Annotated in this window: 17 protein-coding genes; 5 read left to right on the top strand and 12 right to left on the bottom strand. The window is 73.2% G+C overall.

The genetic code is table 11. The annotated features are described in order from the left end of the window. The gene (locus ACQKM2_RS18870) at positions 1-897 is read right to left on the bottom strand and encodes a helix-turn-helix domain-containing protein (protein ID WP_427711030.1); all 897 of its coding nucleotides are present in this window, start codon (positions 895-897) and stop codon (positions 1-3) included. A 210-nt stretch (positions 898-1,107) separates the two neighbouring features. Between ACQKM2_RS18870 and ACQKM2_RS18875 the strand changes: the two genes are divergently transcribed. After that, positions 1,108-2,154, top strand: coding sequence for an NAD(P)-dependent alcohol dehydrogenase (locus ACQKM2_RS18875; RefSeq protein ID WP_427711032.1), 1,047 nt, complete (start codon positions 1,108-1,110; stop codon positions 2,152-2,154). A 43-nt stretch (positions 2,155-2,197) separates the two neighbouring features. On the opposite strand, the gene msrA is transcribed toward ACQKM2_RS18875, so the two are convergent. From msrA to ACQKM2_RS18895, 4 genes are all read right to left on the bottom strand, one after another. Further along, the gene (msrA, locus tag ACQKM2_RS18880; protein ID WP_427711034.1) at positions 2,198-2,860 is read right to left on the bottom strand and encodes a peptide-methionine (S)-S-oxide reductase MsrA; all 663 of its coding nucleotides are present in this window, start codon (positions 2,858-2,860) and stop codon (positions 2,198-2,200) included. A gap of 95 nt (positions 2,861-2,955) precedes the next feature. After that, positions 2,956-4,098: a hypothetical protein gene (locus ACQKM2_RS18885; protein ID WP_427711036.1), complete on the bottom strand. Its 1,143-nt coding sequence runs from the start codon at positions 4,096-4,098 to the stop codon at positions 2,956-2,958. Beyond that, positions 4,095-5,693 carry a M48 family metalloprotease gene (locus tag ACQKM2_RS18890; protein ID WP_427711038.1) on the bottom strand — a complete coding sequence of 533 codons (1,599 nt, stop codon included), beginning with the start codon at positions 5,691-5,693 and terminating at the stop codon, positions 4,095-4,097. The genes ACQKM2_RS18885 and ACQKM2_RS18890 overlap by 4 nt, the downstream gene beginning before the upstream one ends. Positions 5,694-5,871: 178 nt before the next feature. Next, the gene (locus ACQKM2_RS18895; RefSeq protein ID WP_427711039.1) at positions 5,872-6,978 is read right to left on the bottom strand and encodes a hypothetical protein; all 1,107 of its coding nucleotides are present in this window, start codon (positions 6,976-6,978) and stop codon (positions 5,872-5,874) included. Positions 6,979-7,085: 107 nt separating this feature from the next. Here ACQKM2_RS18895 and ACQKM2_RS18900 point away from each other — a divergent pair, with 107 nt between their 5' ends. Beyond that, entirely contained in the window at positions 7,086-8,243 is a 1,158-nt protein-coding gene (locus ACQKM2_RS18900) for a cystathionine gamma-synthase (RefSeq protein WP_427711040.1), read from the top strand. Between the two features lie 25 nt (positions 8,244-8,268). Here the strand turns inward: ACQKM2_RS18900 and ACQKM2_RS18905 are convergent, their stop codons facing one another. The 3 genes from ACQKM2_RS18905 to ACQKM2_RS18915 form a co-directional block, all read right to left on the bottom strand. Continuing rightward, positions 8,269-8,520 carry a hypothetical protein gene (locus ACQKM2_RS18905; protein ID WP_427711042.1) on the bottom strand — a complete coding sequence of 84 codons (252 nt, stop codon included), beginning with the start codon at positions 8,518-8,520 and terminating at the stop codon, positions 8,269-8,271. Further along, on the bottom strand, positions 8,517-8,957 hold the full coding sequence (locus tag ACQKM2_RS18910; RefSeq protein ID WP_427711043.1) for an RNA polymerase: 441 nt from the start codon (positions 8,955-8,957) through the stop codon (positions 8,517-8,519). Before ACQKM2_RS18910 ends, ACQKM2_RS18905 begins: the two co-directional genes overlap by 4 nt. A 143-nt stretch (positions 8,958-9,100) precedes the next feature. Further along, on the bottom strand, positions 9,101-9,622 hold the full coding sequence (locus tag ACQKM2_RS18915) for a MarR family winged helix-turn-helix transcriptional regulator (protein WP_427711044.1): 522 nt from the start codon (positions 9,620-9,622) through the stop codon (positions 9,101-9,103). A 335-nt stretch (positions 9,623-9,957) separates the two neighbouring features. On the opposite strand from ACQKM2_RS18915, the gene ilvA reads away from it, so the two are divergent. Further along, on the top strand, positions 9,958-11,190 hold the full coding sequence (gene ilvA, locus ACQKM2_RS18920; RefSeq protein ID WP_427711046.1) for a threonine ammonia-lyase: 1,233 nt from the start codon (positions 9,958-9,960) through the stop codon (positions 11,188-11,190). Between the two features lie 128 nt (positions 11,191-11,318). Here the strand turns inward: ilvA and greA are convergent, their stop codons facing one another. The 4 genes from greA to ACQKM2_RS18940 form a co-directional block, all read right to left on the bottom strand. Next, positions 11,319-11,816, bottom strand: coding sequence for a transcription elongation factor GreA (gene greA / locus ACQKM2_RS18925; RefSeq protein WP_427711048.1), 498 nt, complete (start codon positions 11,814-11,816; stop codon positions 11,319-11,321). Between the two features lie 109 nt (positions 11,817-11,925). Next, positions 11,926-12,435: a cupin domain-containing protein gene (locus tag ACQKM2_RS18930; protein ID WP_427711049.1), complete on the bottom strand. Its 510-nt coding sequence runs from the start codon at positions 12,433-12,435 to the stop codon at positions 11,926-11,928. 100 nt (positions 12,436-12,535) lie between these two features. Next, positions 12,536-13,693 (bottom strand): hypothetical protein, encoded by a 1,158-nt coding sequence (locus ACQKM2_RS18935; protein WP_427711051.1) that lies wholly within the window; start codon positions 13,691-13,693, stop codon positions 12,536-12,538. A 146-nt stretch (positions 13,694-13,839) separates the two neighbouring features. Next, positions 13,840-14,253, bottom strand: a complete 414-nt coding sequence (locus ACQKM2_RS18940) for a DUF4307 domain-containing protein (protein ID WP_427711053.1) — start codon at positions 14,251-14,253, stop codon at positions 13,840-13,842. Positions 14,254-14,360: 107 nt separating this feature from the next. On the opposite strand from ACQKM2_RS18940, the gene mca reads away from it, so the two are divergent. Further along, positions 14,361-15,242: a mycothiol conjugate amidase Mca gene (gene mca, locus ACQKM2_RS18945; protein ID WP_427711054.1), complete on the top strand. Its 882-nt coding sequence runs from the start codon at positions 14,361-14,363 to the stop codon at positions 15,240-15,242. Positions 15,243-15,244: 2 nt separating this feature from the next. Then, positions 15,245-15,472, top strand: coding sequence for a hypothetical protein (locus ACQKM2_RS18950; RefSeq protein WP_427711056.1), 228 nt, complete (start codon positions 15,245-15,247; stop codon positions 15,470-15,472). Positions 15,473-15,514: the final 42 nt, after the last annotated feature.

Genomic DNA, 15,514 nt, shown 5'->3' on the forward strand with positions numbered 1-15,514 from the left:
CTACGCGGGCTCCTCGGCGGGCCGCTGCGGTGCCGGCGGCGCCACCGGCGGCGCCGTCCAGGACGACAGCAGCCGCAGGGCGTCCGCCGAGGGCGAGCCGGGCTCGGCGTGGTACGTCACCAGGCACTGCGCCGGGTCGTCGGGCAGCGTCAGCGTCTCGAAGGCCAGGTCCAGCTGCCCCACGACGGGGTGCCGCAGCCGCTTCACCCCGTGCGTCTTGTCGGCCACCGTGTGCGCCGCCCACAGCCGCCGGAACTCCTCGTCCTTCACGGACAGCTCCCCGACCAGCGCCGACAGCCGTTCGTCGTCGGGGTGCTGGCCGGCGTACAGGCGCAGGTTGCTGACCACCTCGCAGGCCCGGCACTCCCAGTCCGCGTACAGCTCGGCCGTCGCCGGGTCGAGGAACACCAGCCGCACCAGGTTCCGCTCCGCCGCCGGCAGCGCCCCGAAGTCCCCGAAGACGGCCGCGGCGAGCGGGTTCCAGCCGATCACGTCCTGCCGCCGCCCCACCAGGTAGGCCGGTACGCCGTCCATCGCCGCCAGCAGCGTGCGCAGCGCCGGGCGGACCTGCTGGGGGCGGGCCGTGCGGCCGCCGCCGGAGCGGCGGGTTCGGGGGCTCGCCAGGTGGTTCAGGTGCGCCGACTCGGTGGCGCCCAGGCGCAGGGCCCGTGCGATGGCGTCCAGGACCTCCGCCGACACGTTCTGGCCGTGGCCCTGCTCCAGGCGCGTGTAGTACGCGACCGAGACCCCGGCGAGCTGGGCCAGCTCCTCGCGGCGCAGGCCCGGCACCCGGCGGCGCCGCCCGTGGTCGGGCAGGCCCACGTCGGCGGGCCGCAGCCGGGCGCGGCAGCTGCGCAGGAAGTCCCCGAGTTCGGCTCGCTGATCAAGCTGATCCATAGCGCAAGTATCCCCGGCGGGCGCGCCCGGCGCGGGGCCCAGCCTGACCCCGTCAGGGGTAGGTCCGCCAGTCCTAGGCTCCGCAGGGGGCTGGGTGGGCCGCGGCGGGAGGGGCATGGTGGGGGACGTCGAAGAACGGACGCCACGGCCCGCCCGCAGCACCCCGCGGTACGGCCCCCCAGGCGTCCTCGTCCGAGGAGAGAGCACCCCATGTCCGTCACCCAGGCAGCCGCCTACGCCGCACCCGCCCCCAAGGCCCCGCTGGAGCGCACCACGGTCCCGCGCCGCCCGGTCGGCGAACACGACGTACTCATCGAGATCAAGTTCGCCGGCATCTGCCACTCCGACATCCACCAGGCCCGCGACGGCTGGGGCGAGGGCATCTTCCCGATGGTCCCCGGCCACGAGATCGCCGGTGTCGTCGCCGAAGTCGGCTCGGGCGTCACCCGGTTCGCGGTCGGCGACCGGATCGGCGTGGGCTGCCTGGTCGACTCCTGCCGCGAGTGCGAGTACTGCCTGGCCGGGCAGGAGCAGCACTGCGTCCGGGGGGCGACGGGCACGTACAACGCCCTCGACCGGGGCGGCGAGCCCACGTACGGCGGTTACTCCACGCACCTCGTCGTGGACGAGAACTACGCCGTCCACATCCCCGAGGGCCTCTCCCTCGACGCCGCCGCGCCGCTGCTGTGCGCCGGCATCACCCTGTACTCGCCGCTGAGGCACTGGCAGGCGGGCCCGGGCAGGAAGGTCGCGATCGTCGGCCTCGGCGGGCTCGGCCACATCGGCGTGAAGATCGCCGCCGCGCTCGGCGCCGAGGTGACCGTCCTGTCGCAGTCGCTGCGCAAGAAGGACGACGGCCTGCGGCTGGGCGCCGCCCACTACTACGCGACGGGCGACGCGGCCACCTTCGAGGAGCTCAAGGGCCGCTTCGACCTGATCGTCTCCACCGTCTCCGCCCCGCTGGGCCTGGACCGGTACCTGTCCCTGCTGCGGGTCGGCGGAGCGCTCGTGAACGTGGGCGCCCCGGAGGAGCCGGTGGAGCTGAACCTGTTCTCCGTCCTCGGCGGCAACAAGACCCTCGCCGGGTCGATGATCGGCGGCATCGCCGAGACGCAGGAGATGCTGGACTTCTGCGCGGAACACGGCCTGGGCGCGGACATCGAGGTGATCCGCGCCGAGGACGTCAACGAGGCCTACGAACGCGTCCTGTCCAGCGACGTCCGCTACCGCTTCGTCATCGACGCGTCGACGATCTGACCCGGCCGGTGCCGGGCCGCCCGGTCGGCGGCCCGGCACCGCGCTACTCCGCCGTCGCCACGCCGATCGGGCAGGAGACGCCCGTGCCGCCGATGCCGCAGTAGCCGCCGGGGTTCTTGTCGAGGTACTGCTGGTGGTACGGCTCCGCCGGCCAGAAGGGGCGGTCCGCCGCCGGGAGGACGGCGGTGGTGACGGTGCCGTGGCCCGAGGCCGTCAGGACGCGCTGGTAGGCGTCGCGGGAGGCTTCGGCGGTCGCCTGGTGGGCGGGGGAGTGGGTGTAGACGGCCGAGCGGTACTGGGTGCCGACGTCGTTGCCCTGGCGGAAGCCCTGGGTGGGGTCGTGGGACTCCCAGAAGAGCTTCAGGAGGGTCTCGTAGGAGACCCGCGCCGGGTCGAAGACCACGCGCACGACCTCGGTGTGCCCGGTCTGGCCGGAGCACACCTCCTCGTACAGCGGGTTCTCGGTGTAGCCGCCCTGGTAGCCGGCCAGGGTGGTCCACACTCCGGGGGTCTGCCAGAACTTGCGCTCGGCGCCCCAGAAGCAGCCCAGGCCGAAGTCGGCGACCTCCAGACCCTCCGGGTAGGGGCCGGACAGCGGGTTGCCGAGGACGGTGTGGCGCTCGGGCAGCGCGAACGGCGCTTCGGCGCGGCCCTTCAGGGCCTCCTCGCGGGTGGGGAGCTCGGGCGTGCGGCGGTACGAGAACATGGATTCCCTCCTTGTGGGAGGCACAACGGATGGGGGCGGGCGGGGATTCCCTCCCCGCCCGCCCCCGATCGCTCCCGACCGCCTCCCGCCCCGGACTACTCGTCCGGCGTGGTCACGTTCACCGCCCAGTCGCGGGCGTACAGGTAGCGCCGCTTCGGCTCCCCGGCGTACGTCCACGGCACGGCACCGATGTGCCCGTCCACGTGCCGGAACTGCTCGACCGCCTCCGCGTCCCGGTCCTGCCAGAACAGCAGGTACGCCAGCATGTGCCGGATCCGCGGGGTCCCCGGGTGCTCGTCGCCGGCGGCGGCCAGGTCCGCGAGTGCCGCGTCGACCGCGGCGACGATCTCCGGCTCCTTGTAGTACGTCTCCGGCAGCAGGTCGTCCTCGTACGTCTCCTGCTCGAAGTACGCCATCAGCGGGAGCAGGGTCAGCAGGTCGCCCGGCTTCCCGGCGGCCGCCGACTCGCGGGCGAAGTCCATGGCCAGCTCGTGCGAGCCGCGCCACTTCGCGCACCAGTACTGCAGGCCCGCGACGTGCGACCACAGCAGCCGCGGGGCGCGCTCGGTGATCCGCGCCCACAGCTCCCGGTACCGCTCGTGCGAGTAGCCCAGACCCATCCCGACGGCCTGCTCGACCACGTACGGGGACGGGTCGGCGGGGTCGGCCAGCTTCTGCGCCTCGTGCGCGTCGGCCTGGGCCTTCTCCAGCAGCCGGCGGAAGATCCGGAACTGCTCCTGGGTGGTGCGGCTGCCGGACTGGCTGCCGCGTACGTTCCAGGCGACCATCACGCTGGTGTCGGCGTTGACGAGGGCCGCCGTGGCGTCCCCGGGCCGGGCCGCCCGCCAGGCCAGCAGCCACGCGTCGTCCTCGGCGGCCGCCTCGGCCAGCGGGCGCACCCGCTCCAGCCGCTCCTGCCAGTCCTGCCCGGCGGCCTCCAGGTACGCGGCGGCCGCCTCCCAGTCGCCCGAGCGGACGGCCTCCAGGACGGCGGTCCGCCCGGCCGGGACCGGCGCCGGGTTCTCGGTGTCGAGGTCGGCCTCCGCGACGAAGCCCAGCGCGACGACCGCGGCGGCCTTGCGGGCCTCCCCGTCGGCCTCGACGGCTTCCGTGTGCGCGTTCAGGGTGCCGATCTCGACTTCCAGGCGCTTGGCCTTGCGGATGAGGTACATCCCGCGCAGCACCCAGCAGGCGACGGCCAGCAGCAGGACGCCGATGACGGCGAGTACGACGGTCACGGCGCGAGCACCAGCTTCCGCAGGAGTTCGGTCTCGGGCAGGTCGGCGACGGCCGCGTCCAGCGCGGGGCCGAGCTCGTCCTCGAAACCGGGAACGGGGTAGGACAGGGAGGCCGAGTCCGACCAGGACAGCTCCCAGCGGGCGGCGCCGCGGGCCAGCAGCTCGACGGTGACCAGCTGGCCGAGGGCCCGCCGGACGACCGGGCGGGCGAACTCGCGCGCGGTGCGGCCGGTCGCGGCAGCCGCCTCCTCGGACTTCGGGAAGCGGTCGGCGATCCGCCAGCGCACCGCCGGGTCGGCGTCGATCGCGTCCAGCACGTCGCCCAGGCCCGGGCCGGCGCCCTCGGCGGTGAGGGCCTCGCGGATGTCCTCCGCGCCCCGGCCGACGTAGGTGGTCATCGACCGGTGGACCAGCTCGTCCCAGTCCACGCGGGTCAGCGCCAGCGCCTCGGGGGTGAGGACGGCCTGCTCCAGCGCGGCCAGCGCCGCCTGCGGGGAGGCGAGCAGCTCCAGGGCCGGGCGGGCCGCCTGGCCGGAGCGGCCGTCGTCGGGCAGGGCCTCGATGCGGGCCACGCGCTCGGCGAGCGCGGGGTGGGAGTCGTACGGGGAGGCGGGCTCGGTGGACAGGTCGTGGCGCAGCTTCTCCAGCTCGCCGGAGCGGGCGTCGAGCAGCTGCCGGAGTCCGCCGAAGACCTGGCCGGGGCGCGGCAGCAGGCCGGCGTCGACGCCCAGGGTGGCGTACGAGCTCATGTAGAAGCCGTGCGCCGAGTCGAGGGCGTTCAGCTCGCGCAGCGCGGAGGCGGCCGAGTCGCGGCCCGCGACGCGGACGGAGGCGAGGTCGGCGGCCAGCTCCTGGCGGCGCGAGGAGGAGAGGGTGGCGCGCATGTAGAAGGCGGCGTAGAGCTGGTAGACCATCGCCATCGCGCGGTACGAGAACCCCGCGCCGTCCGTGTCGATCTTCTTGGCTTTCTTGCCCTTCGCGATCCGCTTCTCGGCGCGCTTCTCCTGCTTGGCGCGCTCCTTGGCCTCGGTGTTGTCCGCGCGGTCGTGGAAGTGCTGGATGGTGCGCACGAGCTGCGCGCGGCCGCGGGCGATGAGCGGGGTGAGGCGGGTGTCGAAGTTGGCGTAGTGGCCCATCTCGTGGGCGAGGACGGCGCGCAGCTGCATCTCGTCCAGGCCCGTCATCAGGGGCAGGCCCAGGTAGAGGCGGCGGGTGCCGGAGACCAGGCCGAGCAGCCGGGAGTCCTCGGAGACGGCCGCGTTGACCTCGTCGATCAGCAGGATCTCGTCGGGGGCGCGGGTGCCGACCTCGGCGGCGATCTCGCGGACGGCCTGCCACAGGGCGGGCTCCTGCGCCTCGGTGACGCGGACGCCGGCCATCGGGTCGGGCCTGGGGGTGCGGAGCATGAACATGCCGCGGATGATCGGGATGGCGAGGACCACCGTACCGATGACGATCTTGCCGGCCAGGGCGCCGTGGAGCCAGGAGGCGGCGGCCCAGTCGGCGAGCCCGAGGAGGGCGAGCAGGACGACGCTCAGCAGGTAGAAGCCTGCGAGCAGGACGAGGGCGCGCAGAGCGCGCAGCGAAGCGCCCATATGGTTCGGGGTCCCCCCACGGGATGGTGCGGCTTTTGACGCGCACATGGTGCAATGTTTACGCGCACCTTACGTCCCGGCGCCGACATGCCGGGAGCGGGGGTACCGGTATCCGGAACGGCGGGGGCGGGCGGGCGCGTACCACCGCCGCACCCGCCCGCCGCCCCGCCCGCCGCGGTCAGTGCGGCAGCGTCGCCGGGGAGCCGCCGTTGGCCTCGTAACCGGCCACCGCCATCGCCCGCGCCACCGCGTACGCGGCCGCCGGCTCCTCCGAAGCCGACCAGGGCAGGGCGCCCACGTAGCCGTCGACGTGCCGGACCTGCTCCATCGCCTCCGCCCAGCGGCCCGCGCCCACCAGGAACCACAGCAGCAGGTGCCGTACGTGCGCCAGCATCGGATCGTCCGCCCGCGCCTGGTGCACCGCGTACAGGGCGCCCTCCAGCGCCCGCGAGACCACCGCGGTCTTCCCGAAGTCGCTGACCATCACCGTGTCCGGCATGTTCTCGTACACCGAGAACAGCGGCAGCGCCGCCAGCAGCGAACCCTGCGGGGCGCGGGCCGCGGCCGCCTGCGCGAACCCGTCCGCCTTCTCCCGGGAGCCGTGCCACTTCTCGCACCAGTAGTGCAGGGCCGCCAGGTGCGCGCCCATGTGGGCGGGCGCCACGTCGATCACCCGGGCCCACAGCGCGTCGAACTCCGCCTCCGAGTACCCCAGCCCCCGCGCGACCGCCAGCTCCGTGACGACGGGCACCGGGTCGCCGGGCGCCAGCAGCGACGCCTTGCGGCAGGCGTCCCGGGCCTCCTCCAGCATGATCCGGTGGTCCTGCGAACCCACCCCGCCCGAGGACCGCCACGCCTGCTGCACCAGCAGCTCCGCGTGGACCTGCGCACCGCCCGCGTCCTTCTCCGCCTCCAGCCGCCAGGCCTTCAGCCACTGCGCGCCCCCGCCGGGCCGCTGCGCCAGCTCCAGGGCCGCCGCGCCGCCGAAGGCCTGCACGCGCTGCCAGCGCCGCTCGCCCTCCTTCGGGGTGCCGGCGAGCAGCGCGGACGCGGCCCGCCAGTGGCCGGTGCGCTGGACGTTCTCCAGGGCCTCCATCAGGTCGTGGTCCGGTCCGGGCACCCGGACGTCCAGGTCCTCCTCGCGGGCGAACCCGTAGTCCGCGGGGTCGGCGGCGTCGGGGCTGTCCGGCGCGACCAGCGTCAGACCGCCCCGCCCGGCCCGCTTGAACGAGAAGATCATGGCGGCGGCCAGGGCCAGCCCCATCAGGACCCAGAAAATCTGCATACCGCCAAGCGAACCAGACCCGGCGGCCGAATGGCGAGCGGGTGCAGGTCAGCGCCCTGCCAGTCCAGGAGAGGACCGTAGGGCTGACGGGGCATAGCATCTGCCTCATGAGCGACGACAGCCACGAGCACCAGAGCTTCGAGACCCGCGCGATCCACGCGGGCAACACCGCGGACCCGCAGACCGGCGCGGTCGTACCGCCCATCTACCAGGTGTCCACCTACAAGCAGGACGGCGTGGGCGGACTGCGCGGCGGCTACGAGTACAGCCGCAGCGCCAACCCGACCCGTACCGCGCTGGAGGAGAACCTCGCGGCGCTGGAAGGCGGCCGCCGCGGCCTCGCCTTCGCGTCCGGGCTCGCCGCCGAGGACTGCCTGCTGCGCACGCTGCTCTCCCCGGGCGACCACGTGGTCATCCCCAACGACGCGTACGGCGGCACGTTCCGCCTCTTCGCCAAGGTCGTCTCCCGCTGGGGCGTGGAGTGGTCGGTCGCCGACACCTCCGACGCCGACTCGGTGCGCGCCGCCCTCACCCCGAAGACCAAGGTCATCTGGGTCGAGACCCCCTCGAACCCGCTGCTGGGCATCACCGACATCGCGCTGGTCGCCCAGATCGCGCGCGAGGCCGGCGCCAAGCTGGTCGTCGACAACACCTTCGCCTCCCCCTACCTCCAGCAGCCGCTGGCGCTCGGCGCCGACGTGGTCGTGCACTCGCTGACCAAGTACATGGGCGGCCACTCCGACGTCGTCGGTGGCGCCCTGGTCACGGCCGACGAGGCCCTCGGCGAGGAGCTGGCCTACCACCAGAACGCGATGGGCGCGGTCGCCGGGCCCTTCGACTCCTGGGTCGTCCTGCGCGGCATCAAGACGCTGGCCGTGCGCATGGACCGGCACGCCGAGAACGCCGCGAAGGTCGTCGACGCGCTCAAGCGCCACCCGAAGGTCACCAAGGTCCTCTACCCGGGCCTGCCCGAGCACCCGGGCCACGAGATCGCCGCCAAGCAGATGCGCAACTTCGGCGGCATGGTCTCCTTCCAGGTCGCCGGCGGCGAGGAAGAGGCCGTCGCGGTCTGCGGCCGCACCAAGATCTTCACGCTGGCCGAGTCCCTCGGCGGCGTCGAGTCCCTCATCGAGCACCCGGGCCGGATGACCCACGCCTCGGTGGCCGGCTCGGCCCTGGAGGTCCCCGCGGACCTGATCCGCGTCTCCGTCGGCATCGAGAACGCCGACGACCTCGTCGCGGACCTCGTCCAGGCCCTCGGCTGAGACCCCGACCGCCGCCCCCGCAGGGCTACCAGCCCTGCAGGGGCGGCGACACGTCGCTCGGCGGCACCACCCACGGCCGGGTCAGCGCCGCCCACACCGTGAAGGCCACCGCCGCCGCCCACAGCACCGCCCAGCCGAACCGGCGCAGGGCACGCCGGCGGCGCAGCAGCCGTCTGCCGCGCGTCCGGGCCGCCGCCGCCAGACCGGCCGGGACCGCCGGGTGCGGACCGTCCAACAGCTGCCTGACCTGCGTCTCCTTGCGGTCGAGGGGGCTCATGCCGCCTCCGCCGCCGCGTCGCGCAGGATCGCCACCGCCCGGTTGCAGACCGCCTCGACCCGCTCCGGGGGCAGCCCCAGCTGAGCGGCCGTGACCTCCTCGGCGACACCCTCGTAGATCCGCATCACCAGCACCAGCCGCTCCAGCGGGCCCAGCGGCGCCAGGACCCCGACCCCCGCGGGGAGCCGGCGGGCGGTCCGGGCGTACGCGGCGCACAGCTCGGCGCGGGTGTGGTCGTACGGGTCGTCGTCGCGCAGCCGCGCCCAGTGGGCATACGTACGGGCCAGCGCGCCGGCGAGGATCCGCCGGGCGGCGGGCGCCGTGTCCGGGGGCTCGGCCGTCAGCAGCGCGGCGACGTGCAGCAGCCGCCCCGCCGCGCCCGCGACGAAGGCCTCGAACTCCGCATCCCGCCCCGAACGCCGGTCCACAGCACACATGGTGGGGCCGGTGGCACCACCCCGGTCAAGGGGTCGGACACGGCCGGATCCTGCGGGTCGTGGCCAGCGGGTTCAGACGCGTCGCGGCCAGCCGGTTCAGGCGCGCCGGAGCCCGCCGACCCGCTGCGTCGGGGCCCGCCGGATCAGGAGGCCGGGCCGCCCTCGGAGACGGCGGACATCAGCTCCGACAGGGAGCCGTTGAAACGGGTCAGCAGCGCGGTGAACACCTCGCGCTCGTCCTCCGCCCAGCCCTCCGTCACCCGGGCCATCAGCTCCCGCCGCGAGGAGCGGACCTCCTCCAGGCGGGCCAGCCCGCGCGGGGACAGCGCGAGCACCACGGCCCGGCCGTCCTCGGGGTGCGAGGTCCGCTTGACCAGGCCGCTGTCGACGAGCGGGGCGACCTGGCGGGTCACGGTGGACGAGTCGATGCCCATCCCGCCCGCGAGGGCCTTCACACCCATCGGGCCTTCCAGATCCAGCCGGTTCAGCAGCAGGTAGGCGGCCCGGTCCATCGAGTTGCGGGCCTGGCCGACACCGCCCAGGCGGGTCTGCTCGGCCCGGCGGGCGAAGACGGCCACCTGGTGCTGGAGCGCGTCGAGGAGTCCGGCTCCGGCGGGCGCTTCGGCCGCCGTGGGCAGGTCGGAACTGGCCGGGATCGAGGGCATGGCCGTGGGCTCTCTTCGCATGGGGCCGACAGGGATGGGGGACAGAGTACGCGGCCGTGCGGCGGCTCGTACGCCGCGTTTGACAACTGATACGGCCGGGCGCGGCGAGCGCCGGAGGAGTGTCCCGCATGGCGAGATTTCACCGCCTGTGTGCCCCTAATACGCCCCTTGTGACCCTCTTCGCGGCTCCGGAGACACGCACGCCGTCGCCACCCGGCCCGCGCGCCGTCGCCGCCCGGCCCGCGCGCCGTCGCCACCCGGCCCGCGCGCCCCGCCCCTGCCGGGGCCCCGTCCGTCCCTGCGCCGGGGCCCGCGCGGGCTGCGAGACTGGCCGCATGAACTACCGCGTGCCCGTGCCCGTTCCGCAGGTCATCCTCGACGACGTCCGGGGAGCCCAGAAGATGCTGTCGGGCGTGTCCCGGGTGACGCCGATGGAGGGCAGCCGGCACCTGTCGGCCCTCACGGGCTCCCCCGTCCACTTCAAGTGCGAGAACCTCCAGCGCACCGGCTCCTTCAAGCTGCGCGGAGCGTACGTGCGCATCGCGGGCCTGCGCCCCGAACAGCGCGCCGCCGGGGTCGTGGCCGCCAGCGCCGGCAACCACGCCCAGGGCGTGGCGCTGGCCTCCGCCCTGCTCGGCGTCCGCTCCACCGTGTTCATGCCGGTCGGCGCCCCGCTGCCGAAGGTGGCCGCCACCCAGGAGTACGGCGCCGAGGTGCGCCTGCACGGCCAGGTCGTCGACGAGACCCTCGCCGCCGCCCAGGAGTACGCCGACCGCACCGGGGCGGTGTTCATCCACCCCTTCGACCACCGCGACATCATCGCCGGCCAGGGCACGGTCGGCCTGGAGGTCCTGGAGCAGTGCCCCGAGGTGCGCACCATCCTCGTCGGGATCGGCGGCGGCGGGCTCGCCGCCGGCGTCGCGGTCGCGGTCAAGGCGGTGCGCCCGGACGTGAAGGTGATCGGCGTGCAGGCGGCGGGCGCCGCCGCGTACCCGCCCTCGCTGCGGGTCGGGCACCCGGTGTCGATCGAGAACCCGAACACGATGGCGGACGGCATCAAGGTCGGCCGTCCCGGCGACGTCCCCTTCGCGATCATCGGGGAGCTGCTGGACGACGTGCGGACCGTGTCCGAGGACGCCCTGTCCAGCGCCCTGCTGCTCTGCCTGGAGCGGGCCAAGCTGGTCGTGGAGCCGGCCGGCTGCAGCACGGTGGCCGCCCTGCTGAGCGAGCCGGAACTGTACGGCAACGGCCCGGTGGTGGCCGTCCTGTCGGGCGGCAACGTCGACCCGCTGCTGCTCCAGCGGATCCTGCGGCACGGCATGGCGGCGGCGGGCCGCTACCTGTCGCTGCGGCTGCGGGTCGCGGACCGGCCGGGGGCCCTCGCCGGGCTGCTGGCGGTGCTGTCGACGGTGGACGCCAACGTGCTGGACGTCAGCCACGTGCGCACGGACCCGCGGCTCGGGCTGACCGAGGTCGAGGTGGAGCTGCAGTTGGAGACGAAGGGGCCCGAGCACTGCGCGGAGGTCGCCCGCTCCCTGCACGCGGCGGGCTACCGGGTCATGGACTGACGCGGGCGGCGGAAGGCCCGCAAGTACCGCTCGGCGACCGCCTGAGCCGGCGGGGGCGCCGGAACGTGCGCGAGCCCCGCCGGACCGGGTCCGGCGGGGCTCGCGCGTTCGTGTGCGTACGGGGGTGATCAGCCGTTGAAGGGCTTGACGGCCAGGATCCTGACCGTGGCCTTCTTGCCGTTCGGGAGCTCGTACTGGGCGTCCTCGCCGACCTTCTTGCCGTTCACGCCCGAGCCCAGCGGGGACTGCGGCGAGTAGGTCTCGAAGTCGTCGGACGCGTACTCGCGGGAGGCCAGCAGGAACTCCAGCGTGTCGTCCTCGTCGCCGTCGAAGGCGATCGTGACGAGGGTGCCCGGCGCGACCTCGCCGCTCGCGGCGGGGGCCGTGCCGACCTTGGCGTTCTCCAGGAGCTGGGTGAGCTGGCGCACGCGCAGCTCCTGCTTGCCCTGCTCCTCCTTGGCCGCGTGGTAACCGCCGTTCTCGCGCAGGTCGCCCTCCTCGCGGGCAGCCGCGATCTTCATGGCGATCTCCGTGCGGGCGGGACCAGAGAGGTAGTCCAGCTCGGCCTTCAGCTGGTCGTACGCCGCCTGGGTCAGCCAGGTGACGCTCTCGCTCGTCTGGGTCACGGGTGCTCCTCGTCGGTACAGGGGACTACAAAGCCGCCAGCGGCGGGCGAAACCACGAGCCTAACAATTCGGGAAGAAAAGGGGGAGGACACCATGTGTATGAAGTGTGTCATTGGCTCCGGGGGGTGCGGGCGCCCTCCCAGACGGTGCTGGTCCCGAAGTACGTGTCGTACAGGTCCTGGACCTCCAGCAGGCTCTCCGGCGGCACCTTCCCGTACCTGATGCGCTCCAGGTGGCGGAAGTACTCGAACCGCTCCACCCCCGGGGTGATGACCACCAGCATCTCGGCGCTCTCCCCGGGCGCGGCGGCGAAGGCGTGCTGCTGGCCCGGCGGCACGATGACCAGGTCGCCGGCCTCGGCGGTGACCACCTTGTCGCCGGCCAGCAGCTGGGCCGTCCCGTCGATCATGTAGAACATCTCGGCGGACCGGCCGTGGTGGTGCGGGCGGGCGCCGTCGGAGCCCGCCTTGAGGCTCACGCGCATGGTGGACAGGAAGCCGCCGCCCGTGGAGCTGTCGGCCAGCAGCCGCAGGGAGGAGTCCGGCCCGTAGTCGATCTGCTCCGCGTCGGCGGCGCGGACGACGACGGAGTCGTCGAAATCCGGGATGAACAGTGACATGTCGGCTCCTGGGGCTGCTGGTGCGCGGTTGGCGTGACACCCCAGTCGATACCCCGCCCCGGGCGCGCCGTGCGCGCCCCGGGCGGCCGTCTGTCAGCTGTCAGCTCCCCGGGCGCTCGAAGTCGGTCAGGACGCAGTCGTCGACCTGGGCCTTCTCGATCCGGGACCCGGCCGGCGCGCTGAAGGCGGGCTCGCAGTCCAGGCGCAGGAAGCCCAGCTTGTAGAGCCCCTGGCGGATGGTCTTGTTGTTGCTCTCCACGGCGATGTTCGTGCCGACCAGCAGCTTGCTCTTGGTGAGGCTGCGCTGCTGCCCCACCTCGGCGAGCTGCGACTCCTTGGACAGGGTCTGGAGGGCCTTCATGTCGGCGACGAGGTCCAGCCAGTTCAGGTTGTGCGCGCGCGTCGTTCCGCCGAGCTTCCCGCAGACCGCCCGCTGCTTGACGCCCGCGCCCTGGACGTCGCGGCCGACGACCGGCTGGTAGTCGATGGACGCGATGTGCTCGTTGGTGACCAGCATCTCCGTGCAGTCGACCGTCTTCGGGCTGACGAGCCTGCGGAGCTCCTCGATGCTGCCCGCGCTCGGCAGGGCCGGGCCCTTGACGGGGCTGCCCTTGCCGTCCCGGGTGTTGACGAAGTCGGTCAGGACGCAGCCGTCGACCAGGGCCTTCTCCTTCTTGTAGCCCTCCGGCACGGTGAAGTCCGGGTTGCAGACCAGCACGCGCAGGTCCGACTTGGCGAGGGCCAGGGCGGTCCCGGTCTTCCGCGGGAAGGCCATGAAGTTCTTGCCGTAGAAGACCGGGTCGTAGAGGCCTGCGTCCCAGTAGCCCTCGTCGAGCCGCTTCGTGATGTGGTCCTTCTCGGCCTGCTGGTGGGCCTTCATGTCCGAGACCATGGAGATGACGATCTCGCCCCGCTCCTTCTCGTCCGAGCAGACGCCGCGGGCGGTGATGCCCGAGCTACCGGCGGGGGTGAACCCGTTGAGGTTCACCCGGCTGTCGTTCGGGTCGCTGCTCAGGTCCTCGCAGGAGGTGTACTTCTGTACGTACGCCTGCGCCTCGGCGAGCGTGGCCGGTGCGGCGCCGGCGGCGGCCGGGGCCGATGGGGACGCGGAGGCCGTGGCGGCGGCGGTGGCCGGGGCGCTCGGGGCGGGGCTCGCCGCGGCCGGGCTGCCCGGCTTGGCGGGGTCCTCGCAGGCGGTGGCGAGGGTGGTGAGCGCGGCGAGGGCCGCGATCGCGGCGGATATCCGCTGGAGGCGCATGGATGTCTTCCGTCGGGCTGGACAGGGCGCGGGGGAGTGGCATGTCCATGCTAGGCGGGGGTTGCCGCCATGATCAAAGACGGCGCGCCGGGCCCTGCGGGCCGGATTCCGCCGCCGGGGCCCTCCGCGGGCCGGGCTCGCGGGTGTCAGCCCTTGGTGCTCGTCGGCTGGCAGCCGATCAGTTCCACCATCGTGGCGCGGCCCGTGGTCTTCAGGGTGACCATCTCGTCCACCCGCTTCGCGTCCTGCCCGAACGTGAAGTCCGCACGGCCCACCTCGCCGTGCTGCTCGTCCTGGGAGCTGAGGGTGCACACGCCGGTGACCGAGGCCTCCTTGCGGACCTCCAGGTGTACCTTGACCTCGCTGTCGGAGACGATCTGGAACTTGATCACCTCGGCGCTGACGCTCTGCCCGCCGACGTAGTCCCAGCCGATCCAGCCGACCACGGCCAGCAGCCCGACCCCGAGGACCGATCCGACGATCTTCAGCTTCCGGTCCGCGCGCTCGTCCGCCGACCGGCCGTACCGGCCCTCGGGGAGGCCTTCGCGCACCGCGCTCATGATCGATTCCTCTCGTCGGGGAGGGGTGGGGCACCCAGGAATTTTCCAACCCCCGATTCGGTCAATATAGAGGTTGACCGTCGCGCCGAATCACAGAGGATCCTGTCTTGACCGAGCAGCTTCGACTGATGGCCGTCCACGCCCACCCCGACGACGAGTCGAGCAAGGGCGCGGCCACGATGGCCAAGTACGTGTCCGAGGGGGTGCCGGTGCTCGTGGTCACCTGCACCGGCGGCGAGCGCGGCTCCGTGCTGAACCCCAAGCTCCAGGGCGACAAGTACATCGAGGAGAACATCCACGAGGTGCGCGCCAAGGAGATGGACGAGGCCCGCGAGATCCTCGGCATCGACCAGGAATGGCTCGGCTACGTCGACTCGGGCCTGCCCGAGGGCGACCCGCTGCCCCCGCTCCCCGAGGGCTGCTTCGCCCTGGCGGACGTGGAGGAGGCCGCCGGCGAGCTGGTGAAGAAGATCCGCGCCTTCAAGCCGCAGGTCATCACCACCTACGACGAGAACGGCGGCTACCCGCACCCCGACCACATCATGACCCACAAGATCACGATGGTGGCCTTCGACGGCGCGGCCGACACCGACAAGTTCCCCGAGGCCGAGTACGGCGCCCCGTACCAGCCGCAGAAGCTCTACTACAACCAGGGCTTCAACAAGCCGCGCACCATCGCCCTCCACGAGGCCCTCCTCTCCCGCGGCCTGGAATCCCCCTACGGCGAGTGGCTGGAGCGCTGGAAGGAGTTCGAGCGCAAGGAGCGGACCCTGACCACCCACGTGCCCTGCTCCGACTTCTTCGAGATCCGCGACAAGGCCCTCATCGCGCACGCCACGCAGATCGACCCGGACGGCGGCTGGTTCCGCGTCCCCATGGAGGTCCAGAAGGAGGTCTGGCCCACCGAGGAGTACGAGCTCGCGAAGTCGTTCGTCGACACCTCCCTCCCCGAGTCCGACCTCTTCGCGGGCATCCGGGAGAATGCTTAGCCATGAGCGCTACGCAGGCAGCAATCACCCAGTTCCTTCCGCTGGCCGCCGACACCTTCGACAAGAACAAGGTGACCCCGGGCCTCCTCGGGTTCGTCGTGTTCGCGGCACTCGCCATCGGCGTGTGGGGCCTGATGAAGTCGATGAGCAAGCACATGGGCCGCGTCGACTTCGAGGAAGCCCCCGCGCCGGCCGCCGCCACCCCGGCGGCCGACGCCCCCAAGGCGTAGGACCCCGCGACACGGCGCACCGAGCGCCGCCCCGCCCGGCAG

The organism is Streptomyces sp. NPDC004126 (assembly GCF_050275515.1).
Taxonomy (GTDB): domain Bacteria; phylum Actinomycetota; class Actinomycetes; order Streptomycetales; family Streptomycetaceae; genus Streptomyces.